This window comes from Halomonas salinarum, assembly GCF_012062845.1.
Lineage (GTDB): Bacteria > Pseudomonadota > Gammaproteobacteria > Pseudomonadales > Halomonadaceae > Onishia > Onishia salinarum.
On sequence record NZ_WWNB01000007.1, the window covers coordinates 1 to 20,464 of the forward strand.

The following is a 20,464-nucleotide window of genomic DNA, read 5'->3' on the forward strand; positions in this document are numbered from 1 at the left end:
TGTTCAGCTTCGCCGCGTGAGCGGCTTCACCCTGGCCGAGATACGTCGCTACGCCCAACAGGCCATTGCGCCCGGCAGCCAGGTCATCAGTGATGGCCTGGGGTGTTTCCGAGCCTTCGATATCCCCCCCTACGTCCATGAGCGCCACATTACCGGCGGTGGGCGTGCCAGCGTGGAGAATCCCGCGTTCAACTGGGTCAACACCCTGCTGGGTAACGTGAAAAACGCCATCACTGGCACTTACCATGCCATCCGCGGGCAGCATGCTCCACGGTACCTGGCCGAGTTCGAGTACCGCTTCAATCGGCGCTACGACCTCAAGGCCATGATCCCGCGCTTTCTAACGGTGGCGGCGAGAACGCCGCCGATGCCGTACCGGTTCCTGAAGCTGGCTGAGTCTTATGCGTAATCAGGTAGGTTTTTGTGCCAAGATTTCGTGGTTGATAAATTTTCCCGGAGTTACGCATGGGTAGACCACGTCGAATACACTACCATCAGCACAGCTTAAAGTGCTTCACCCGATCACTGCCAGCCAGAGAGATGGTAGGGAGGGCCGCTATCGGCCAGGAGCAGACATTCGATACCACAAAAGTTCACCTCCCACGATAATGTGGCGCTCTGCTCTCTCCTGATTTCTGATGATGTCATGGGGCCAAGGTGGAGCCCGATTTTATTTTTAGTAGGGATATAATTATACTGATGCGCGATGACACTTTATGTGCCAACATCAACTCTCAAACAGCTGGCTTCATGCAGCTTAATTGGCCAATTACTGGAGGTAACTATCATGAGCAAAGGACAAGACAGTAAAAAAAACACCAAAAAGAAACCACTTTTAACTGCCAAAGAAAAGAAAGCTGCAAAATTATCGAAGAAAAATGAGACCAATGTGCTAGGAAATTAAACGAGCCTAGCTAGCTAAGTGCTACGGTGCCCTGCCAAGATCAATATCCAAAGTGCAACATTGTCTAGGCACCGATTACATTAAGTCAACAACGCCCCCACTTTTCATAATTTTAAACAGCCGCTTTACGCTCTATCCTTTCAGCCTTAATTGACCACCAAACAAACCAAGCGAATAAAAACTGCAAAGATTAAGCGTGCATATAATAATAGCCTAGATATATCTAAATATTGCTCATAATATAACGCCATATTGTTATTGGCAAGATAGACAGCAGAAATCAAAGAGATCAAACCACATACTACCCAAACCCGAGTTTCTGCAACCAAAATACCAATGGGTCCAGCCAGTTAAAAAACCGCTAATCAGCACCAACTCTTTTTGATAGCTCAGATAAGTATGAACGGTTTTTGGATGGCAAACGTAAGTTAGACAATATTGCTGCCTTACTTCCGTTACCGGCCAGAAGCTGACGTTCAGCGTGAGCAGATATAGCGGTGAGCGTTCCGGTGGCCTTAAGAGCCTTCGTAACGAAGATTACGTTTTTCCAAGTTACCGGAGCAAATCGATCCACTTGCTCACATGGCAATACGTACGCACCGTTGAATGGCGGTCTCAGTGACCCAGCCCTAAAACGGAAGACCACGAGTTTCCAACCGCGCTACGTTAAAGGGGGTCCTGTTAGTTCTGAAGTCCGGGATTCCATGGGAGGTGCTACCCCATGATGAAAGGAACGCCTGGAGGCGTTCCTTCCAAGCATCTACCCTCAGCAATATCCTAATCTCTAGTTTTGCGCATCCTCCTCCAGAAACGCTTTCTCCTTCGGACTGACCTGGAACACCACCAAATAGGCCGGTTGGTCGGTCGTGTTCAGTGCCCTCATTCGAGTATCCAGTGGTTCAGCCACTGCTTCTCCCGCTTTGATCGTCTTGGTCTCTCCCCCCACCTCAAGCGCCACCTCTCCTTCGACGACATACACATAGACAGGGCTGGGATGGGTGTGCCACGCAGCGGCCGTGTGCGGATCCATCGCCACCCGGACCACTCGCACGGATTGAGTGCCAGGGGGCAGCTCAATATCTTGTGCCAACACCTCTTCCAACTCCGAAGCGGGCTTATCGATTTCCGTCAGGTCTTGAGCAACCCCCCATGATGATGCGATCAACAAGGCGGCACCAGCCGCCCACGCAAGCAGTTTCATAGTAAACCTCCTATCCCCTCAGGGCAGTGCATGATCCAGCAATATCGCCGCAGCTGAGACGCGCGGCACCTCAACTACAACTTTAGTCAAGTCTCCAGGAACCGCCATTTAAAGGATCCGCTGCTCAATTTGTCTGTAGGAGACGTCAGGCGACCGGCGGCTCCACTCGGAGGGGCTGAATATCCGAGCGGATCAACCGGTCAGAGTGAGGCACGTTCCGGGTAATGCATAGGAGGACTTCAGCCGCATTGGCCAAGCTTAGCCAGATAAATAGAGATTACAGTCGGTGGGTCTCTTGTTCATTATCCATGAACGCGTTGATCTCGCGACGCATCTTCAACTCGAACCCGTTCAGTTACGTTTCCATCGGCTCCTCATCTAGTTTATTCAAGGCATGATTGCACCAGAAATCTTTAGGCACCATGCCCAATGATGCTTCAGGCGTGCTGCATGACAGTGTGACTTTACATAGCGCATAGCCGGTTTCGGCCAAGAGCGGACGATTGATCAAAACTGATATAACGCTTGAGCCATCGGGCGTCGTAAGGACGTGTCGATTTAAAGAGAAATGATGTGAGCTTACTTCTGGAAGTATTGGATCAATGACTGCCAACTGCATTGCGTGACAAGGCGACAGTAAAAGTGTCCCAGAACCCGACGCCGGAAATGGAAAGTGCTGATTTTAGATGTCAATCTTGTCCGGTGATGTGAGAGGAGGGGGAGGCAACTCCCCCTCCTACGCGGTGCGTGGTCGAGCAGTTTAGAATTTGAACAATGCACCTATGGAAAACAGATCAATGTCATTGTCAATATCATACCACTCCCACTCACCGACAACACCGAGCTGGTCAGTGAACATATATTGACCGCCGAGGCCATACATGAGGTCAGTGCCATCGTCGTCAGTACCGGACGCAGCACCGCCCCCTTTAACATCCCACATAATCGTGCCGAACTTGCCGAAGACGTCGAACTGCTCGTTGAGCGGCAGGATGCCTTTCGCAGCGAGTGTCCAGCCGTCCGCTTCGGCGCTGACTGCCGAACCGCCTACGGATCCACTGATCTCACCAAAATCTACCCAGGCGGCCTCGAAGGCGATATTCGAATTCATCTCCCAACCGCCGAAGATCTTCCAGCTGGTATCATTATCGTCGCAACTGGTTACACCATCACACGCATCGATGGTTGCCTGCCCGATGCCCGCTCCACCATAAAAGCCATTCTCTGCGAGAGCATTGCCCGTCAGACCCAGCGTCAACAAAATGGAACCAATGATTTTCGTTTTGTTCATGACCTGCTCCTAATAGCAGCCCCGCAATAATCATCCGGACAAACCATTTATACCTGCTGTGCAACAGTATAGTGTAATTCGACTTACCTTCCCCTATACCTGAATCCGTGAGGCCGCCCCTGGAATGCATCTAACCCACTGACCTGCATGGCAATATAGTGGATATCGCCATTCGCCCAGACAGTACTATGCGGCGGCGCTTTCAGATCACCGGTGTCGACAGCATCGATAGCCGCTTCCCCACCACCTGTGCATGCGCACCAGCGACGTAGTCAAGAGCTACCTGGGCCTGCTGTGTCTGAGCATGAGCGACTATGGCGCTATCCTTCCGCCGCGACAAGCCCTTCCAGCAACTGCTGCCCCCTGCAAAAGGTGCCGAGCAGGGCGACGCTTTGACGGCGGCTTCGACAGCCAGGCGCACCTGGCGCTTCTGGAACAGCAGCGGCTGGCCTTTGCCGGCATGTCAGCTTCGGGTCGACAGCAGTCATTCACCCCCTACCCTTTGCTCAACCTTCTCATCATCAAACGCCAACCTCCCTGCTATCACCGCCATCTCTTCCAGCGGCCTTTCATAACTCCACGCCACATCGGTGTGATCGCCAAACGAGAAGTACGTGGCGTCGCCCTTGAATGGGCAATGGGTCACGGTCTCGGAGTGGGTCAGCAGGTCCATCCGTACGTCGTCGCGGGGCAGGTACTGCCGCGGCGGGTAGCCGCGTTCGCGGAGTTCGACGGCGCGGGTGGTGTCGGCGAGCAGGCGGTCGCCGATTCTCACCTGCACCCGGCGGTCGTGCGGGTGCAGGATGATGCAGGGCTCGGAGGAAGCCGTTGCCATATGGGTATCCCTGCGTACGGGCCGTGTCGTTATGGTGTTCTTGGTTTTCTGATATTCAGCCTAGCACCGAAGAATGGTTTTCCCCCTTGCTCGAGATCAACGGTAGGGGAGATATAGACGTCTGAATCAGCCGCTGATTGACGTCGAGCAGGCGAAGTCGATCTAGGGACGGCGGCGCTCACGGATGAAGGAAGGTGCAGCACTGGCGCCGTGGCATGGCTGGCGTTGGCGGCTGAGTCAGCATGAGCCTTCCCCGCGAGCGGTATCGCCTGCCGCCTGCTTGGCCCTGGCCATCAACATATACAGCGACGGCACCACGAACAGGATGAACAGCGTACCGATCGCCACCAGGTCGATCGAGTTGCGAGTCATCAGCGGCCCCGCGGTATGGGGCCGAGATGACAGGAGAAAATCGCGGCATTGATGAGAATAAAGGGGGGCTGTCTCCGATTACCCAACTTCTAGCTGCTATCGGCCAGAAACAGGCAATCATCGTGACTTGATATGATGCTCGCCATCAGGTGCTCGTCGCCTGCAGGGCATCGCTATGCAGTCCATCCCACTGCTCCGACGTTAATCGGTACAACCGCACCGGACGGTCATGAAAGTCAATGATGTCGAATTCATTGAATCCAGCTTTCTCTGCAACCCTTAGAGATGCGACATGCTCAGGCTCAATGATGACTACCACCGAGCTGGACTGTCTCTTCCTGAAGGCATCATTCAGTACCGCTTTCGCCGCCTCGGATGTTAGGCCCTGGTTCCAATAACGCGTGGCAATTCGGTAGCCCAAGTTGATTTCCTCAACACCGGCGACCATTTCTGGCCCAACACCACAGAACCCCACGAGTGCAGAGTCTTTTTTATCGATGAGGGCCCATGGCCCTACGCCATGCGAGTCGTAACAGGCTAAGCACCACTCGATGAATTTGCGGGTAGCCACTTCATCACAGACGCCCCGGACCGAGTGCTTCATCACCTCAGGATCACTGAGTATTTCAGTCAATGCCGGAACGTCGCTGAGAGACAGCGGCCGTATGGCCAGGCGCTCCGTTTCACAAATTTCCACCACCGCCTCCCTGTACCTAGCGTCAAAGCTCATCGACGCTGAAGGCGTACGGTGCAGCGTCTGGTTGGACCGCCCGGTGGTATCTAATCTCGACCAGCGCCTTGCCATCAATTTCGATGACCTTGGAGGCCCCATCAAGATGAAACCCCGCCATTTCATAGAAACGTCTGGCATGGAGATTTTCCTCGAGCACCCAAAGAGTGATGGAGCGGTATCCTTTGTTCATCAACTGCAGAACTGCGTCATCCAATAGTCCTCTACCCATACCTTGGCCCCACCGGGAGTGATCAAGATAGATTGCATAGAGTTCGCCAACGCCCTGACCATCGTCGTCACGACTTGGGCCAAAAGAGGTCCATCCCACGACTGCCCCATCTGGCAGGACTGCTAACCGAGTTCCTTCAATGGAATTCGAAAGCGTTCTTGTCCACCAGTCTTCTCGGTCTTCCTTGTTGAGGCATGCCAAATGGCTGTCCGGCACAATGCCAGCATAGGCAATACGCCAAGTTTCGACGTGAATACGCGCGACTTCTGCTGCGTCTGCTTCTTCTGCTGTACGAATGGTCATGTCCGTGCGGGCCAACAGGTATTTGACTGCGCGCTTGAATATCCACTTGAACCCTCTTGCCACCTTCGCCTGCACAGTCGCTTTAGAGTCGACACCGGATTGCCGCACGTCGGTTCGAAACTGGCTTTCTCACGCTACCGCCGGGTGAAGCCATATCAGGCACCACCATCCTGGCAGTCGCGACCCTCTGGGGCCCACGCCCCCTTCCCTCTGGGGCGACAAATGCTTCACTACCACCTAAGTTAACGTGCTTTGACGTTGATGCACTCGCCCCGGACTTAACCGGCAGACGGCATTCGGGCGACGGGCCTAGGCAACATCATCGCTCGGGCCGATCCAGCAGAAGGGGTTGTAGGCCACTTCCCACAGGTGGCCGTCGGGGTCGGCGAAGTAGCCGGAATAGCCACCCCAGAAGACCTGCTGCGCAGGCTTGACCAGAGTGGCGCCGGCGGCCACCGCCTGCGTAAGCAGTGCGTCGACCTCGGTCTCGGAGCCCAGGTTGTGGGCCAGGGCGACGCCGCGAAAACCGTTGCCCTCGGCCGGCACGCCGGCATCCTCGGCGAGCGCCTCGCGGCCATACAGGCCGAGCCAACTACCGTTGAGCGGAAAGAAGGCCACCTCGGGGGGCGAGTCCATGCGTGGCAGGCCAAGGCCCTGCTCGTAGAAACGGACCGAACGCGCCAGGTCGCTGACGCCGAGAGTGATCATGCTGATTCTGGGGGTCATGGCGGCTCCCTCCGATGAACGGCCTGCCTCCGTACGGCCATGCGCGGCAGGATGGATCAGCACTGAGCATGGTGCAGGCCCCGCCGGCTCGCAAGCTCTGCCCAGGCTCGCCACGCGCCAGACGAATCCCCCAGGGCGTAGACGCTCCCCCGCCGCCAGCAGTGCACCGCAATGCCTTCACCGCCTTCTACGACGAGCTGGAGGCCATCGTCACCGGGACCGATTCGCGGGAATCGCTCGAGTATGTGGCAGGCAAGCGAGGAGATCGCTAATCTATCCAAGGGCCGAGTCACCGACAGGAGTCGTTTGCCATGGAGTATGACATTCAGTTGAAGCGTATCTATGCCGAACCGGAGGCCGACGACGGCGCGCGCGTGCTGGTGGATCGGCTGTGGCCACGCGGCAAACGCCGGGAAACGCTGGCCCTGAATGACTGGTATCGTGATGCCTCGCCCTCCAACGGCCTGCGTCGCGACTGGCATCAGGACAAGATCAGCCATGCGGTCTTCGCCCGCCGCTATCGCTGGGAGATGGCGGATGCCGAGGACTGCCTGCTGCCGCTGATGCGCCTAGCGCGCCAGGGCCGCCTGACGCTGCTGTCCGCGGCCCGCGATCTGGAACAATCCCACCTGCCGATCCTGCGCGAGGCACTACTCGAGGCCCTGGCCGAGGAAGACCGCGAGGCCGATGACACGACCCCCAGCTCGCCTCCCTGCTATGCGGCTTCCATGACCACCGAGGTTGGGGCCGGACAACGGCCGGACTCATGATCCGGGGGCTAAGCCACCCACTGGCCAGCCTCTAGCCAAGCACTACGCCGGCTGGCACCCTGCCGACCATGACCAAGCGACTGCTCATCGTGGCCCATGCGCCCTCCCCCAATACCCAGCGCCTTCGCGACGCCGCCGCGCATGGCGCCCGCCACCCGGATATCGACGATATCGAGGTGGTGGTGAAGGCGCCCCTCGACGCCGGCCCGGACGATATCCGCGCCTGCGATGCTATCCTGCTCGGCACCACCGAGAATCTTGGCTATATGAGCGGCGCCCTGAAGGACTTCTTTTCCTTAGACATATCTATTCTCTGAATTTCGTTGCTCGTCAGGCCTGCCCGTGCCGTTATACAAGGTAAGAGTCGGGTTGACTGTCATCATTGTTCATGACGCACCTCCTTTGCATGGCCTATTGGTTCAGTAATACGCCATAAATGCTTCATGGTTTTATGAGTGTATGTGCCATTTTTAACCAAGTGTTGTGCATTTCTCCAAGGTCAGCATAACTCATTCATTGACCTGTGGCATTATGTGGTAGCACATGGTCTAAGCTGTTCATTGCTAATGAAGAAACAATGCCCTCTATCATTACTGGGGTTGGGAATTTCGTCAAAATATCTGAAGTGCCTTTCAAAGGGGGTTGTGATGAATGATAAATTCGTTTCTGTTATTCGGACAGTGTTCGCGAAATTATTTTCCTTGATCTTTTTGAGTTTGGCCATAGCGATTATTTTTTCACTGATTATTTCCGTTGCCAAAGGATTTATGGAAGGCACGGACTTTATGAAGATTTTTTTGAGCAGCGTTAACACGGCAATTATTGCCTTGGCGCTCTTCGAATTGGCGCTGGTTGTCAATAGAGAACATTCGGGCAGTGATGAGGAAGAAGGCGCAGTCGCAAGCTTAAGACGGACCATACCTCGGTTTATAGGACTGGTTTGCATCGCGCTGGCGCTTGAGGGGTTGATTATGGTGATCAAGTATAGCCAGCTGGAATTGGCAGGTAATTTATATTACCCAGTGGCTATAATTTCCAGTACGGCGTTGCTCCTGGCAGCGTTGGCCTTCTTCCTGCGCTTAACCGCCAAATGAGTTATTGAAATTTATCAGCGATGCCTGATACGTCACGGGCAAGGGCGAGGAAACGCTACGAAACTCGCCCGAATACGCGCGCGACTGATCCAACCTACACCTTCCCCCTGATTTAGGTCCGCGCTTAATGTGAGAAATCGTTCCTTCATGCATACCGCTGGGCATAGACAACGAGTGGCATATAGCCCACCGAGCTGTGCGGTCTGACATGGTTGTAGTGGACTCTCCATTGATCGATTTCATGCCGTGCATCGGCAAGGCTCAGAAACCCGTGCTGATTGAGGCAGTGATCCCGGAACTTGCCATTGAAGCTCTCGATGAAGACATTCCGTGTCGGCTTGCCTGGCTGGATGAACGCCAGCGTCACATTCCCCTCACGCGCCCAGAAGAACATCGCCTTGCTGGTCAGCGCCGGCCCGTTATCGCAGACAATTGAGGCAGGCAGGGGGCGTTGCTGTACGTTCTCGTCAAGGACTCTGGTCAAGCGACGCCCGGAAATCGAGGTGTCCACCACTTTCCCGAAACTATCTCCTTGAGGGCGGCATTGTCGAGTGCGCTTTCCGCGAGCAGCTTCTTCAGGGGGGCGTTCTCTGCCTCCAACTCCCGGAAATGCTTGGCCTCCGAGACCTCCATCCCGCCGTACTTGACCTTCCAGCGATAGATGGTCTGCTCGGTGACGCCATTCTGCCGAGTCAGCTCGGCCACCGACATGCCACGCTCATGGGCCTTAAGGATGGTGATGACCTGCTCTTCGGTATGTCGATTACGCTTCATCGCGAGATCTCCGGCTATCAGGGTAAACGTAGCGGACATCTCACATTGCCGGTGGACCGGTTTCTGGGGAAGAAAGTCACCCGCAACCGTGCCGCGCTCATGCGCCTGGCCAGCGCGCCGGCTGAAGGGTTTGGAGTATCCAACTGCAACCTGTGCTTCTATCGACTCCGAAAAGCTATGTTCGCCAGCGCACTGTGAGTGCGCTCTGCAAGGTTCATCCTCAGGGTAAGCGGAACAAGGGAAATGCCAAAACAGGACGTTGTGCTCTTCGCTGCAGGCGTGACAAATCAATCCGATATAGAGTATATGTTAATGAAAAACGCGAAAATTAAGTACAAATCATTTGAAACAATCAATTCAACTCCATTTGATGCTGAAGTTTTGTCGTTCTGGTACGAAACGGCGCGTATCCAACTGACTTCTATGAACGCAATTTCCGCCTACCTTGACTGAGCTTCACGTCCATATGAAAGCGTCGTTGACCTACTGCAACGCACCACTGCTGCGCCAGAAATAATCTTTTCTACCAGTAGAAACGTGTTGACACCATGCAGTATCTGACTCGAAAAATGGTGGCTTCCAAGGATTTCAACACTGGATTACAGAAGCCAATTTATGGCCGTTTTCTGCCTTGTATCGATGGAAAAACATGCTTTCTCATGGTCTGCCAGCTAGGCTCAGCGCCGGTAGTCTTCGTCAGAGTTTTCGGTGTTCACTTTGCTTCCAGCACACATCGCGGCGGCTTGGTCGAGATCGGTATACCTGTCGTCTGATAGATGGCCAGGTATCAGTTAAGCAGTAGATGAGCGGCTTGGGGGATCATACCGGTGGTGAGCGAGAAGTCTGATGATTTACTGGCACACTCCCGCGAGCGGGCTAGCGACCATTAGTATTGCCGCATTCGGAGCAGAGGAATCCCTTGGGCCAGCGATGGCTTGGGAGGACCGTCCGGCACTGCGGTTCCGAGACGGCCTGTCCGAAGAATGCCGGGCAGTGGCTAGATATGATTTCGAGTCATGGAAAAAGTACTTGACCTCTCATGTGAACCCATCACTTCTCCAAGCCGATATGATAGGCGACAATTATTCTTAAGCAGGAAGTGTCATGAAATCCATCTTTCCCCTAGCGCTTGGAACGATCGTTTTGCTCCTGGCTACCACCGCTCAGGATTCGCCTATCGCGCGAATCATCCTTGCCTCCGTGGGTTTGGCGTTATGCGCGGTGGCGCTGAGCCCAAGGGCTTCTCGAAGCGAGTCAAAAGGATCCTGGCACCTTAAGCCGGGCAAACCCAAACTGGGTGAGTTCAGTGTTCAATCCCACGTAAGCGAGTCCGGACAAGTCCTAACAACACAGTCGATCTCTCCACCAAGAACCAGGCCAAACAGCCCGACCCGTAGATGAAGCAGATTAAGAAGGGCACCCAGTGGTATTTCAGTATGAAGACTCATCCCCGCTATTCAACGTCCGTATCAGGCCAATCTTGATCTGTTGCCAGATAGCGGCAAAAAATGCCGTCAAGGGTACTGCGAGTATCAGTCCGATGATTCCGCTCAGCACCGTGCCCCAGAAGAACAGTGAAATAACCACGACGGCAGGGTGTAGACCCGAACGGTTGGCCATGATTTTAGGTGTCAGAAGCCAGCTTTCGATCAGCTGCACCCCCGCGAACACCAGCCCGGCTAGTACCAGCAGTTCAACGCCACTCTCCGGTTGCAGATAGGCCATAGGCAGGACCACCGCCAACCCTATCAAGGTACCTAGAAAAGGGACAACATTCAGCAAGCCCAGCACGAGTCCCACTAGGACACCAAAGTTTAATCCGATCAGCGTAAAGCTCAGGGCATACAAGGCTCCCATGCAAACGGCTATAATCATCTGCCCTCGAAAGAAGGCAGTGATATACCCTACGAACACATCCATTAGATACAGAGTTTTCTGCTGGGTGGTCTTGTGGAAAATGGATAATAATTCGGATACCTGTCCACGCAGCGAGTCTCCGGAGAGCAGGACAAAGAACAAGAACAGGGGAACGAAACTGACACTCGTTAACACCCCTAAATAAGACATGATGGTTTTTCCCGGGTTCTCCATGCCCGGCACTACTGACTTCAACTCCTCCCCACCACCCGTCTCCATGCGCGAGGAAATCATGGAGCTGAGTCCTGGGAAGTGCGTGGAGAAATGCGCCTGCATACTTGCCAATGCGTCAGGCAGGACTGTCATCAGCTGGACGACCTGGCTGGCCAGTATGGGGAAAAGCAGGAAAACCAAGCCACCTATACCTACGAAGAAAAGCACTAGTACGACAATGACGGCCAACAAGGAGGGAAAATGAAGCCGTCTCCTCAGGAACTCGACTACAGGATGAAGCACCAATCCCAGTACACCGGCGAGTGCGAGCGACAGCAGCAAATTGTAGAACGCATTCAGCACCCAGCCAAACGTCCAAAAAACAATACCGATAAGCGCCGTCAAAATTATCATGGAAAGCAATACCGCCGTGTAACGGAAAAGGCGGATCTCGAAAGCGCTGAAAACTTTCTTATCAATACGCGATATCGCCAAGTATCGTCTTTCAATTTTCATACCGTCAGTCAGGGGTTCCTTCCTGTCGTACTTGGACATCGTGAACTCCTGATATAGTAGATTTCGATATAAAGCACAGTGGCCGCCCACAACCGGACAGCATTGAAGGCTCTATCAGCTTCCGAGTGAACCGTTCAGCCCACATAAAAGATCTCGCCGGACTTGAATCATGCAAGAGACATCATATTCAATCATTCTCCCCTTCCAAGAACCTCCGTTTTTATCATTTTTCTTTATGCGCTTCCGCACCATTGAGCTCTCCTAACACGGCTCCGGACTTACCGCCATTGTTCCCGGCTCCCTTGGTGCCCTGAGTAGTTTTCGTCGCCATCTTTCCGGACTTATTCTGGGAATTTCCTTTCACCTCGTTCTCATTAATGACTTTCTTTTTTATCATCAGCTGACCTTGAAATTCTTGCTATACTTTACCCATCTTTTCTGACCGACAACAACAATTCACCAGGCAAGTTATGAACCATGTCCTGTTTGCCTCAATTCCTCACCACGAAAAATTTCGATACGAGTGACAATCCCAATCTAGTTGAAAATCGTCCTCTATTCCGTGCGGTATCCAACATACGCTGCGTCACTTTTACCCCTGTATATACCAAGAACTCATCCGCGCACCCTCTTGCCTCCTTGCCTGGAATTGACCCACCCCTCAGCGTTACGAATGCCTATGGGAGGCATGCATCCGGGTCCGACCGCCGATCAGATACGCCTGAATATAAGAGGTTATATCCTTGAATTGTGCCTCGAACGAGCCTGAAGGCCGCGTCACTGGAGATTGGTCATATGTGGTGCACCACACGGACGACGCCTTCGCTAATGCCTATAAATAGAACGGTTCTCCCATGTATCAATTCTCTACACAAGACACGGTAGAGCTCGGGAGTCCGCCACCAAACCGAGGAATCACATTCATGAAGAAGCTAACCACACTGATCCTTTCAGCAGCTTTTGTCCCCGCATTTGCGCTGAGCACAGCCGCCATTGCGGAGAACCACGACAGTACGAAGGTGGATTCCGAGTTGCACCCTGAGGAGAAGCGTGCCGAAACGAAGAATACCGAGGAACAACGTGCCGAGAAGCAACGTACCGGGGAGCAGCAACGTGCCGGCGATCCGCAGATGAGCGGCAAGCCAGCGGGTGCCTTCTACGCCGACGACGTCATCGGCAAGACCGTCAAGCACCGCGGGACAGATGAGGATGTGGGCGAGATCCAGGACCTGGTCATCGGCAATGACGGCCGCATCGTCGGCGTCGTGGTGGAGACTAGTGGCTTCCTGGGGCTCGGCGGACAACACGTGGGGCTGGGCTGGGACCACATAGAACACACCATGGAAGAAGACGAATCCGTGTTCTACACGGATATTGACGAGGAAACGCTACGAAACTCGCCCGAATACGCGCGCGATTGATCCAACCTGCGATTGATCCAACCTACAGCCGGCGGGGGCACAGTGTGCCCCCGTTGTCTTGACTCCATCCTCAGAAGTCGTAGCCGTAGGGATGCCCCCGGCCCTCATCGCCCTGAAGGCATCATCCGGGTGCTGGAGCTGCTGAGCCAAGATCGCTCCCTTGCGAATCGAATTACCGGCATGACATCCCGGCTGGCGCGCTCTCCCCAGCGTGCACCAGCCAACCTCATGGTGCGCCGCCTTCGGTAATGACTCGACGGTAGATGCTTCGATCGGCGGCATAGCAGCCACAGGAGGCCTCGATCAGGCCCGCCCGGTCCAGCACCGTGATATCCCCCCGGTGATAACTGATCAACCCGTGCCCCTGAAGCGCCATGGCGCCGTGGGTGATACCAGCACGACGGACCCCCAGCATCATGGCCAGGAACTCGTGGGTGAGATGTAACTGATCCGAGTGCGCGCGATCCTGGGTCATCGGCAGCCAGCGCGCCAGGCGGGCCTCGACCTGATGAAAATGGGTACACGCCGCCACCCGGGTGAGCTGGTGAATCAGCACATAGAGATAGCGCCTCAGCAGCGCCTGAAGCGCAGGGCACTGCGCCAGGTGACGGCCCAAGGCCGCCGCCGGCATGCGCAGTGCCGAACCGGCCCCCTGCACCAGAGCGCGCAAGGGCGACTCATCGAGCTCCAGGATCAAGGACATTCCCAGCATCCCCTCACTGCCGACCATCGCCACTTCCAGCTGCTCCCTTTCACCCAGGCTTTCAATCAGGGAAATGAAGCTATCGAGGGGAAAATAGACATGCGTGACCTGCCCGCCAGGCTCGCTGATCACCTCACCGAACGCCAGGTCGATGACCTCGCAGTCGGCAAGGAAAGATGCCCTATCCTTGAGCGGCAAGCTGTCGATGAGGTGGTTGGTCATCGGGCTGGGAGTAGACGGCTTCATGTGCATGCTCCTGGTGAAAAACCGGCATTCGGCACATGGCAAGGCATCACAGGGCTCCGGCGTCGACGACAGCCAGAGCGTGATCAGGCCATCACCGATCAGCCGCTGGGCAAACACTGGCATGCCCATCATCATGCCGTCGGTGCGCCAGGAGACATACGCGGGACAGGTGCTGTTCTGCACCATGCCGCTCCGCGAGGGACAGGGCCCCCTCACCCGGGACGATGGTAGCTCAGCAGGCGATCGTACTCCTTCTTGACGACCGGATAGCACTCACAGACCCGCGCTTCCAGGCCAGGCCTGTCCAGGACGCGGATACGCCCGCGATGGTAGGAAATCAGTTCGGCTTTCTGCAGTTTGCCGGCCGACTCGGTGACGCCCTCTCGACGCACGCCGAGCATGTTGGCGATCAGTTCCTGGGTCATGACCAGTTCGTTGGTCGGCAGGCGATCCAGGCTCAGCAAGAGCCAGCGACACAGCTGTTGATCCAGGCTGTGGTGCCGGTTGCATACCGCCGTCTGGGCCATCTGAGTGATCAGGGCCTGGGTATAACGCAATAACAGGAACTGGAGCGTTGACGCGCGATCGAACTCGTCCTTCAGCAGTTGCCCCTTGAGGCGATAGGCAGTGCCGGCACTCTGCACGACGGCGCGGCTCGGCGTGGTTTCGCCGCCCATGAACAGCGAGATGCCGACGATCCCCTCGGCACCGACGACGGCAATTTCCGTCGAATCCCCCGTTTCCATGACGCATAGCAGCGATACGATGCAGTCCGTCGGGAAATAGACATGGCGCATCATCATGCCCGACTCGACCAGCGACTCCCCCAGCGTCAGATCGACCCGCTCGAGGTGGGGCGCCAGGCGCTCGTATTTATCCCGCGGCAGGGCCGCCAACAGGTGATTCTGGCGAGGATCAAGTTGCAGGGTCATGACTGAGTCTCCCGACTCGGGCAGCTCCCCGACCGCAGGGTCAGCAGAGAGGACTTGACCGAAGGTGGGTGACGATACGGGGCAGTTGCCGGAACTTCCAGCCGGACTCACCCCGGATAACGTCACGAAACAGGCAATGGTCTGCCCGTCAGCACCAGGCAGGAATCACCCCTGAAATACATCAAGACACCCTGACGCGCTGCCCCCCGCCGACACAGGCGCAGGAGGCGACGCCCTTGCTGTGTACGCTAACGCACGGAAACGACGCTGTCACGCCACTACGCTCGCTGGATACTACCCAGACGCTCCCAACCCCGGGTCAGGCAACGCCGTCCCGGCGGAAATCAGACATCGCCAGAACAGGAAACCGGCTCATGGTAGGTAATACACGCCCTTCTGATGACCAGGTCTCTTGTCTCACGCCCTCGAGCGACCCAGCGGACCATACCAGCCTTGCCCAACGCTTGGGCATCTGCGCCATGGGCCAGGCGCATTCCCAGGCCGAGTCCGTGAGGGACGACTCGAGGCAAGAAGACACCACCTGGACACCTCGAGGCATGAAGACACCACCTGGACACCACTCGGTTCCACCTTCTTCCCTGCCGAGCAGCCGCTGCGGCAAGGTCACCCTCGGCGCACGGAGGGCCTCTCCGAGCGAACAGCGACCAGGCCCTCAAGACGGAGCCTCGCGGCGGCCCTGGCGGCCGAGAAGCGATGGGCCCGGGCGGCCCTCGGCGCCATCGGCGATGCCGTCCTGACCATCGACCTCCGCGGGACGGTCACCTACATGAACCGGGTGGCGGAGACCCTGACAGGTTGGTCACAACGGCAGGCGATCGGCGCGCCACTCTCGCGAGTGTTTCCTCTCGTCGATGGCACCGTTGTCATCGTTCTGGTGGTTCCCTCCGCTCTCGGTCTTCGTTGAGACAAGCGAAGAGCGAGGGGGTCGACAAGGCATCGGAATCCGAGGGGCTGCCGGCCGGAGACATACCATCCCACTGGAAACGCCCTCGTCACCATCCTCGAAGAATTCGTGTTCCTGCGCTTCCTGTTCGGTCACATCACGCTGACCATGCCGATGACACCCACACCGATACTCTGGGGAGCCATGAGCGGCAGGAGTACCGCCAGGCCTTGCCGATAGTCCTCCGCCTTGCCACCACCGGCTACGCCCAGTACATGTTGGGACAAATGCACGAGACCGGCCAAGGGCCGCTCCGGGTCTTCGTGGAGGCGCATCAGGGGTACAACCTGGCCGCGGCTCGTGGCCAGCGAGATGCCGCCGCTGCGCGCGATGCCCGTCGACTTCACCGACAAGCTGGTCAATGCCCAGCTCGACGCGACCAAGGCCAAGAAATCTTTGAGCACGCGGGCCGGCTTACGCAAGAGCCCCAGGTCGCCGATCCCTGATCGGTGGCCTCTTGGTGTGAGCCAATCAACGACCGGGGCATCACCCCCGTTCGCTGCGCAAGAACCTGCTGGCGTGCCTGGCCACCGAGTGAGTTCGTCGACACCCGCTCCCCATAGACCTGCCCATCTATGCTGTAGTCAGGCACTTGGCCTGAATCACTGTTTCGCTTCACACCCATGGAGTTTGCACTGTGGCCGACGAGAACAGCATGATTGTCTTCTACGACGAGCGAATGCTGGCCCATGAGCCGGATATCGAGGTGCCTTTCCTGCCGGGTCGCATGGACGATCGTATCCGTTCACTGTTGGTGGGACTGGGCGTTCCCTGGAAATATCCAGAACACCCCGCCAGGCTCACCACCATCCGGCACCTTCTGGAACTCGAGCCGGTTCCCGGCGTGACCTTCGAGTCGGGCATGGCGGCGACGCGGGAGCAGCTGGGGCGCGTGCACACCAGCTCCTACCTGGACCATATCTTCGTGCTTCGCGGCCAGAGTGCCTGGCTGGATGTGGACACCACGGCCGTGTCACCCGGTAGCGTCGACGCCGCCGAGGTGGCCGCCGGCACGGCGATCGCCGCCGTCGAGGCCGTCGTCGAGGGAAGAGCCGAGAGCAGTTTCGCACTGGTGAGACCACCCGGTCACCACGCCGAGCCGGTGCGCGCCCGCGGCTTCTGCCTGTTCAACAATGTGGCGGTGGCCGCCGCTCATGCCCGCCTGGCACTGGGTTGTACCCGAGTGATGATCGTTGACTGGGATGCCCACCACGGCAATGGTACCCAGGATATCTTCTGGGCCGACCCCAATGTGCTGTTCTTCGACCTGCATCGCGCCGCCCCCTTCTATCCTGGCACGGGGAGTCTCGAGGAGGTCGGCATGGGCCGCGGGGATGGCACCAACGTCAATGTTCCCCTCCCCGCCGACGCCGGCGATGCCGCCTACCTCAAGGCCTTTCGCGAGATCCTGGTACCGGCGGTCGAGTGGTTCCAGCCCGACCTGATCCTGGTCTCGGCCGGTTTCGATCCGCACACCCATGACCTGGCCCTGGAGGTCTCCTATGACGGCTTCGCCGCCATGACCGACATCCTCAAGGCCCTGGCCCGCCGGCATTGCAAGGGACGCCTGGTCTTCGTGCTGGAGGGTGGCTACAACCTGATCTCGCTGTCACGCGGTGTCAGGTCGGTGCTTCAGGTGCTGGCCGGCGCGGAGCCGCCGGAACCCGGCCAGCGTGGCATCGCCGAAGTCGAGGCCGCGGCAGCCTTTCACCGCGGTGCCTTCGCCGGGCCACCCCCGGATTGACCAAGGGCCATCTGGGACGGGCAACAATGAGCGAAATCTTCTTATTTGCGCAAGCGCATCGAAGAACAGTTGATGGTTCGGGTAGTCCATCGTAAGAACGACTGCCTTCGGCTTGCCAAGCGCCAGGCTTTGTCCGAAAAGTCGAATCTACTAACTCTACTTATCACCACCAGCGAGTATTTTTAAAACCCAACCTGGGTTTATCGTCATCCCGCGAAGTCGATAACACCGCGACTTCTCCTGCCGATGGAGTGTGACGGCTTTTTTTGATTGCTCTTGTGTCGTCCGGGCAACGAGGGACGAGCCATAGGTTTCCGTATTCCCACCGCCTGGCTGCCTTCTCTGACAAGTGAGCAGCAAGATCGCAGATGGTAGGCCCTGGGTAATTGAAAATCCTAAATTCACTATGTCGCTAATGCCTCGTATTCCGCGAAGGCCAATAACGAGCAATAGTGGGCTTAACACTAATCCCGTGAATCAGAATCGACATGGCAACCACTACAAAGGTAAGGTGCATCAATTCCAGTGCTATTTCTTCTTGCAGGCCGTGCTGGATGGCATACATCAGATAGTAAAGCGAGCCAATACCACGAACGCCAAACCAGCCCATGAGGTGGCGCATACGCATGGATGCCCTGCTTCCCAACATGCCAAGATGTACACTGATGGGGCGGACGACTAGAAACAGAAAGGCCGCGAACCCTACGGCTCGCCAACTCCAGGAGTCCCAGAAGAGCGAGCCACCTATCAGTAGAACCAGCACGATTTCTGCCAGACGCTCGAGATGCTCGTTGAATACCAGTGAGCTTTCACTCACATGCATATCCGATATGGGCCGAGGTTCTCCGTCTAGACTTTCCTCGACAGGTGTCGAGTAATCTTGTTTGAGTCCTGACAATTTCAATTCGGTATGGCGTAAAGCAACCGCAGCACTGAACACGGCTAAAAAACCCCACGCATCCACTAGCAGACTGATTCCATAAGCGAATGAGATGAGCCCTAGGCCGAGGAAACTTACTAGAAAGAAAGTACCCACAAAGCGAGTGCGTATCTTGGTTACTAACCAACCGACACTAATGCCCGCCAAGATGCCGATACCGATGCCTGCGCCGCTTGCCCAGAGCACATCCACTGCCAGCCACCGCCATCCGCCATCGCCAAGGTCGTGCAGCCCCAGCAACCCTAGGCCGAGCATCACGAATGGGAAGGCGCTGCCGTCGTTCATTCCGGCCTCGCAGGTCAATGAAAAACGTAGCTCGTCAGGATCATCTGCGCTACGGACCTGAACCTCGGTCGCCAACACAGGGTCAGTCGGTGCGATTACGGCACCTAGCAACACGGCGGCCCCAAGCGGTAGAGCGAGCAAGTAGTAGCCGAAAAGCGTCACTAATCCGACCGTAAGTATCATCGAAACCACCGCCAGTTTCATGGGGTTTTGCCATCGCTTAAGGCTCACTGGCGCTGGCATTTTTACGCCGGCGCAATATAGCGAAATCAATACGGCAATCTCGGTCAGAAGCTCCAGCAACCCCGACTCTTCCAGCGGATTAAAATGAAATAGTTCTAAGCCCATGGGGCCAACAGCGCACCCGATGACAAGGTACACAATGGCAGAGGTGGTCGGCACGCTTTTAATATACGAAAAAGTAAATCCCACTACCAAAAGCAGTGAGCCTATCAAGATAAACCAAGTAGCGGTTGTCATAGATAACTCGGCTAGTGTGTATGTTCGTATAACCGCGCAAGCCGAGTGATAGACCAATCAACGAGCCTCCCCTGATCAATCCCCTCTGCGATGGCGGAAAAGATGGCTCATCTGCACAAGGCATGTTTCCACGCGGCGGGTTGTCATCTACATGAAAGGCCGTGGAATAGATACGATTGTATAGTATGTATCAAACCGCTCAGTGTTCCCATTTGATTTGAAATGTCATTTCTTCCTCATCCCCATTGCGTTCGTGCTCGATAGTAAATTCGGCCTGGATGGGGACATAGATGCGTTCATCCGCACCTACATTTCGAAGCGTTCTTCCTTCTCGATGGCATCTGCCAGACGGCGTAGCTTGGCAACACAATCGGCCTCCGGGCAACCCTTTTCCCACGCCTCTTTTTTCTTGGATCCCATGACTTCTATCCTTGATTATCGTGTTATCGCCGGTGCCCGATGCAGCACCAGCCTAGTTTTTATTCTAGCAGGTAATTCTTCCCTTCTCTCGATGATGCAAGGTAGTCTCGCCCCCTCCGGGGTGAGCCATGATCGCGGCCACCACTGCTCCCTTGGTGGGCGTGCCACTGAAACCGGCGCGCAAGGGCACAGGGGGGTGCCTGTTAAAATCCAGGTGGTCAGCTATCGACTTCGTCTGATCGATAATTTCTCCTTCACCTGCTGCATGAATGCACGCGCATCCTTCGCCGACTGACTGCGCCTGATCTCCAGATAGACCCAGCGCGTGGCACGGTCGATGGCGACGTACAAGTAACGTTTCTGCGGCTCGTCAGGCATCTGAGGCAGGTGTTTGATGTCGACGTGCACAGAAGCCCGGCTCATAGTCCTTGAAGGGCTTGTGCCGGGGCCTCCCATCACCGCCGGCGTCCTGCCGAGCCAGTTCCGCCAATGTCGGCACCTCGCGCCGCCT

Annotated in this window: 23 protein-coding genes and 4 pseudogenes; 11 read left to right on the forward strand and 16 right to left on the reverse strand. The window is 56.3% G+C overall.

Annotated elements, in window-relative coordinates; translation table 11 throughout:
* Window positions 1-409 (forward strand): IS1595 family transposase (locus tag HF027_RS06770; RefSeq protein ID WP_168014119.1); only part of this gene is annotated, 409 nt, incomplete at its 5' end.
* Between the two features lie 1,279 nt (window positions 410-1,688).
* Here HF027_RS06770 and HF027_RS06775 read toward each other — a convergent pair.
* Entirely contained in the window at window positions 1,689-2,105 is a 417-nt protein-coding gene (locus HF027_RS06775) for a cupin domain-containing protein (RefSeq protein ID WP_168014121.1), read from the reverse strand.
* A gap of 760 nt (window positions 2,106-2,865) precedes the next feature.
* Window positions 2,866-3,396: an outer membrane beta-barrel protein gene (locus HF027_RS06780; RefSeq protein ID WP_168014123.1), complete on the reverse strand. Its 531-nt coding sequence runs from the start codon at window positions 3,394-3,396 to the stop codon at window positions 2,866-2,868.
* A 200-nt stretch (window positions 3,397-3,596) separates the two neighbouring features.
* On the opposite strand from HF027_RS06780, the pseudogene HF027_RS15845 reads away from it, so the two are divergent.
* Window positions 3,597-3,789 (forward strand): annotated as a pseudogene (locus HF027_RS15845) (IS1380 family transposase); the annotation flags it as partial.
* Window positions 3,790-3,880: 91 nt separating this feature from the next.
* On the opposite strand, the gene HF027_RS06785 reads toward HF027_RS15845, so the two are convergent.
* The 5 genes from HF027_RS06785 to HF027_RS06800 all read right to left on the reverse strand — a co-directional run bounded on the left by HF027_RS06785 (window position 3,881) and on the right by HF027_RS06800 (window position 6,594).
* Window positions 3,881-4,231, reverse strand: coding sequence for a DUF427 domain-containing protein (locus HF027_RS06785; protein WP_168014125.1), 351 nt, complete (start codon window positions 4,229-4,231; stop codon window positions 3,881-3,883).
* Window positions 4,232-4,468: 237 nt separating this feature from the next.
* A complete protein-coding gene (locus HF027_RS15755) occupies window positions 4,469-4,603 on the reverse strand; it encodes a hypothetical protein (protein WP_280730173.1) in 135 nt (44 codons plus the stop codon).
* Window positions 4,604-4,748: 145 nt separating this feature from the next.
* Window positions 4,749-5,300 carry a GNAT family N-acetyltransferase gene (locus HF027_RS06790; protein ID WP_168014127.1) on the reverse strand — a complete coding sequence of 184 codons (552 nt, stop codon included), beginning with the start codon at window positions 5,298-5,300 and terminating at the stop codon, window positions 4,749-4,751.
* A gap of 22 nt (window positions 5,301-5,322) precedes the next feature.
* The gene (locus HF027_RS06795; protein WP_168014129.1) at window positions 5,323-5,868 is read right to left on the reverse strand and encodes a GNAT family N-acetyltransferase; all 546 of its coding nucleotides are present in this window, start codon (window positions 5,866-5,868) and stop codon (window positions 5,323-5,325) included.
* A gap of 309 nt (window positions 5,869-6,177) precedes the next feature.
* Complete coding sequence (locus HF027_RS06800; protein WP_168014131.1) at window positions 6,178-6,594, reverse strand: VOC family protein; 417 nt, start codon at window positions 6,592-6,594, stop codon at window positions 6,178-6,180.
* Between the two features lie 68 nt (window positions 6,595-6,662).
* Here HF027_RS06800 and HF027_RS06805 point away from each other — a divergent pair, with 68 nt between their 5' ends.
* The 4 genes and pseudogenes from HF027_RS06805 (at window position 6,663) to HF027_RS06820 (ending at window position 8,458) form a co-directional block, all read left to right on the forward strand.
* Window positions 6,663-6,866: a hypothetical protein gene (locus tag HF027_RS06805; protein ID WP_209316416.1), complete on the forward strand. Its 204-nt coding sequence runs from the start codon at window positions 6,663-6,665 to the stop codon at window positions 6,864-6,866.
* A 39-nt stretch (window positions 6,867-6,905) separates the two neighbouring features.
* Window positions 6,906-7,364 carry a DUF488 domain-containing protein gene (locus HF027_RS06810; protein ID WP_168014133.1) on the forward strand — a complete coding sequence of 153 codons (459 nt, stop codon included), beginning with the start codon at window positions 6,906-6,908 and terminating at the stop codon, window positions 7,362-7,364.
* 68 nt (window positions 7,365-7,432) lie between these two features.
* Window positions 7,433-7,657 (forward strand): annotated as a pseudogene (locus HF027_RS06815) (flavodoxin family protein); the annotation flags it as partial.
* 354 nt (window positions 7,658-8,011) lie between these two features.
* Window positions 8,012-8,458 (forward strand): hypothetical protein, encoded by a 447-nt coding sequence (locus HF027_RS06820; RefSeq protein WP_168014135.1) that lies wholly within the window; start codon window positions 8,012-8,014, stop codon window positions 8,456-8,458.
* A gap of 145 nt (window positions 8,459-8,603) precedes the next feature.
* Here HF027_RS06820 and HF027_RS06825 read toward each other — a convergent pair.
* Window positions 8,604-9,232, reverse strand: a pseudogene (locus tag HF027_RS06825) (integrase core domain-containing protein).
* A gap of 243 nt (window positions 9,233-9,475) precedes the next feature.
* On the opposite strand from HF027_RS06825, the gene HF027_RS06830 reads away from it, so the two are divergent.
* Window positions 9,476-9,685, forward strand: coding sequence for a hypothetical protein (locus HF027_RS06830; RefSeq protein ID WP_168014137.1), 210 nt, complete (start codon window positions 9,476-9,478; stop codon window positions 9,683-9,685).
* 423 nt (window positions 9,686-10,108) lie between these two features.
* On the opposite strand, the gene HF027_RS15850 is transcribed toward HF027_RS06830, so the two are convergent.
* From HF027_RS15850 to HF027_RS06845, 3 genes are all read right to left on the reverse strand, one after another.
* A complete protein-coding gene (locus tag HF027_RS15850; protein ID WP_168014366.1) occupies window positions 10,109-10,240 on the reverse strand; it encodes a transposase in 132 nt (43 codons plus the stop codon).
* A gap of 423 nt (window positions 10,241-10,663) precedes the next feature.
* Window positions 10,664-11,857, reverse strand: coding sequence for an AI-2E family transporter (locus HF027_RS06840; RefSeq protein ID WP_209316417.1), 1,194 nt, complete (start codon window positions 11,855-11,857; stop codon window positions 10,664-10,666).
* 184 nt (window positions 11,858-12,041) lie between these two features.
* On the reverse strand, window positions 12,042-12,215 hold the full coding sequence (locus HF027_RS06845) for a hypothetical protein (protein ID WP_168014139.1): 174 nt from the start codon (window positions 12,213-12,215) through the stop codon (window positions 12,042-12,044).
* Window positions 12,216-12,741: 526 nt separating this feature from the next.
* Between HF027_RS06845 and HF027_RS06850 the strand changes: the two genes are divergently transcribed.
* A complete protein-coding gene (locus HF027_RS06850; protein ID WP_168014141.1) occupies window positions 12,742-13,239 on the forward strand; it encodes a PRC-barrel domain-containing protein in 498 nt (165 codons plus the stop codon).
* A 226-nt stretch (window positions 13,240-13,465) separates the two neighbouring features.
* Here the strand turns inward: HF027_RS06850 and HF027_RS06855 are convergent, their stop codons facing one another.
* Window positions 13,466-14,374, reverse strand: a complete 909-nt coding sequence (locus HF027_RS06855) for a Crp/Fnr family transcriptional regulator (protein ID WP_245184570.1) — start codon at window positions 14,372-14,374, stop codon at window positions 13,466-13,468.
* 26 nt (window positions 14,375-14,400) lie between these two features.
* A complete protein-coding gene (locus tag HF027_RS06860; RefSeq protein WP_168014143.1) occupies window positions 14,401-15,120 on the reverse strand; it encodes a Crp/Fnr family transcriptional regulator in 720 nt (239 codons plus the stop codon).
* Window positions 15,121-15,532: 412 nt separating this feature from the next.
* Between HF027_RS06860 and HF027_RS15855 the strand changes: the two genes are divergently transcribed.
* Window positions 15,533-16,045: a PAS domain-containing protein gene (locus tag HF027_RS15855; RefSeq protein WP_168014145.1), complete on the forward strand. Its 513-nt coding sequence runs from the start codon at window positions 15,533-15,535 to the stop codon at window positions 16,043-16,045.
* A gap of 131 nt (window positions 16,046-16,176) precedes the next feature.
* On the opposite strand, the gene HF027_RS06870 is transcribed toward HF027_RS15855, so the two are convergent.
* Window positions 16,177-16,488: a hypothetical protein gene (locus tag HF027_RS06870; RefSeq protein ID WP_168014147.1), complete on the reverse strand. Its 312-nt coding sequence runs from the start codon at window positions 16,486-16,488 to the stop codon at window positions 16,177-16,179.
* A 251-nt stretch (window positions 16,489-16,739) separates the two neighbouring features.
* Here HF027_RS06870 and HF027_RS06875 point away from each other — a divergent pair, with 251 nt between their 5' ends.
* Entirely contained in the window at window positions 16,740-17,828 is a 1,089-nt protein-coding gene (locus HF027_RS06875; RefSeq protein WP_168014149.1) for a histone deacetylase family protein, read from the forward strand.
* A 412-nt stretch (window positions 17,829-18,240) separates the two neighbouring features.
* On the opposite strand, the gene HF027_RS06880 is transcribed toward HF027_RS06875, so the two are convergent.
* Complete coding sequence (locus HF027_RS06880) at window positions 18,241-19,533, reverse strand: cation:proton antiporter (protein WP_168014151.1); 1,293 nt, start codon at window positions 19,531-19,533, stop codon at window positions 18,241-18,243.
* A 202-nt stretch (window positions 19,534-19,735) separates the two neighbouring features.
* Between HF027_RS06880 and HF027_RS15480 the strand changes: the two genes are divergently transcribed.
* On the forward strand, window positions 19,736-20,248 hold the full coding sequence (locus HF027_RS15480) for a hypothetical protein (protein WP_209316418.1): 513 nt from the start codon (window positions 19,736-19,738) through the stop codon (window positions 20,246-20,248).
* Here the strand turns inward: HF027_RS15480 and HF027_RS15590 are convergent.
* Window positions 20,200-20,464 (reverse strand): annotated as a pseudogene (locus HF027_RS15590) (IS481 family transposase); the annotation flags it as partial. The gene HF027_RS15480 and the pseudogene HF027_RS15590 sit on opposite strands and share 49 nt — an antisense overlap.

Coding starts and splice junctions, on each gene's coding strand:
- HF027_RS06775 (WP_168014121.1), bottom strand. CDS start 2,105: ATGAAACTGCTTGCGTGGGCGGCTGGTGCCGCCTTGTTGATCGCATCA.
- HF027_RS06780 (WP_168014123.1), bottom strand. CDS start 3,396: ATGAACAAAACGAAAATCATTGGTTCCATTTTGTTGACGCTGGGTCTG.
- HF027_RS06785 (WP_168014125.1), bottom strand. CDS start 4,231: ATGGCAACGGCTTCCTCCGAGCCCTGCATCATCCTGCACCCGCACGAC.
- HF027_RS15755 (WP_280730173.1), bottom strand. CDS start 4,603: ATGACTCGCAACTCGATCGACCTGGTGGCGATCGGTACGCTGTTCATC.
- HF027_RS06795 (WP_168014129.1), bottom strand. CDS start 5,868: ATGACCATTCGTACAGCAGAAGAAGCAGACGCAGCAGAAGTCGCGCGT.
- HF027_RS06800 (WP_168014131.1), bottom strand. CDS start 6,594: ATGACCCCCAGAATCAGCATGATCACTCTCGGCGTCAGCGACCTGGCG.
- HF027_RS06805 (WP_209316416.1), top strand. CDS start 6,663: ATGGTGCAGGCCCCGCCGGCTCGCAAGCTCTGCCCAGGCTCGCCACGC.
- HF027_RS06810 (WP_168014133.1), top strand. CDS start 6,906: ATGGAGTATGACATTCAGTTGAAGCGTATCTATGCCGAACCGGAGGCC.
- HF027_RS06820 (WP_168014135.1), top strand. CDS start 8,012: ATGAATGATAAATTCGTTTCTGTTATTCGGACAGTGTTCGCGAAATTA.
- HF027_RS06830 (WP_168014137.1), top strand. CDS start 9,476: ATGCCAAAACAGGACGTTGTGCTCTTCGCTGCAGGCGTGACAAATCAA.
- HF027_RS06840 (WP_209316417.1), bottom strand. CDS start 11,857: ATGTCCAAGTACGACAGGAAGGAACCCCTGACTGACGGTATGAAAATT.
- HF027_RS06845 (WP_168014139.1), bottom strand. CDS start 12,215: ATGATAAAAAAGAAAGTCATTAATGAGAACGAGGTGAAAGGAAATTCC.
- HF027_RS06850 (WP_168014141.1), top strand. CDS start 12,742: ATGAAGAAGCTAACCACACTGATCCTTTCAGCAGCTTTTGTCCCCGCA.
- HF027_RS06855 (WP_245184570.1), bottom strand. CDS start 14,374: ATGGTGCAGAACAGCACCTGTCCCGCGTATGTCTCCTGGCGCACCGAC.
- HF027_RS06860 (WP_168014143.1), bottom strand. CDS start 15,120: ATGACCCTGCAACTTGATCCTCGCCAGAATCACCTGTTGGCGGCCCTG.
- HF027_RS06875 (WP_168014149.1), top strand. CDS start 16,740: ATGATTGTCTTCTACGACGAGCGAATGCTGGCCCATGAGCCGGATATC.
- HF027_RS06880 (WP_168014151.1), bottom strand. CDS start 19,533: ATGACAACCGCTACTTGGTTTATCTTGATAGGCTCACTGCTTTTGGTA.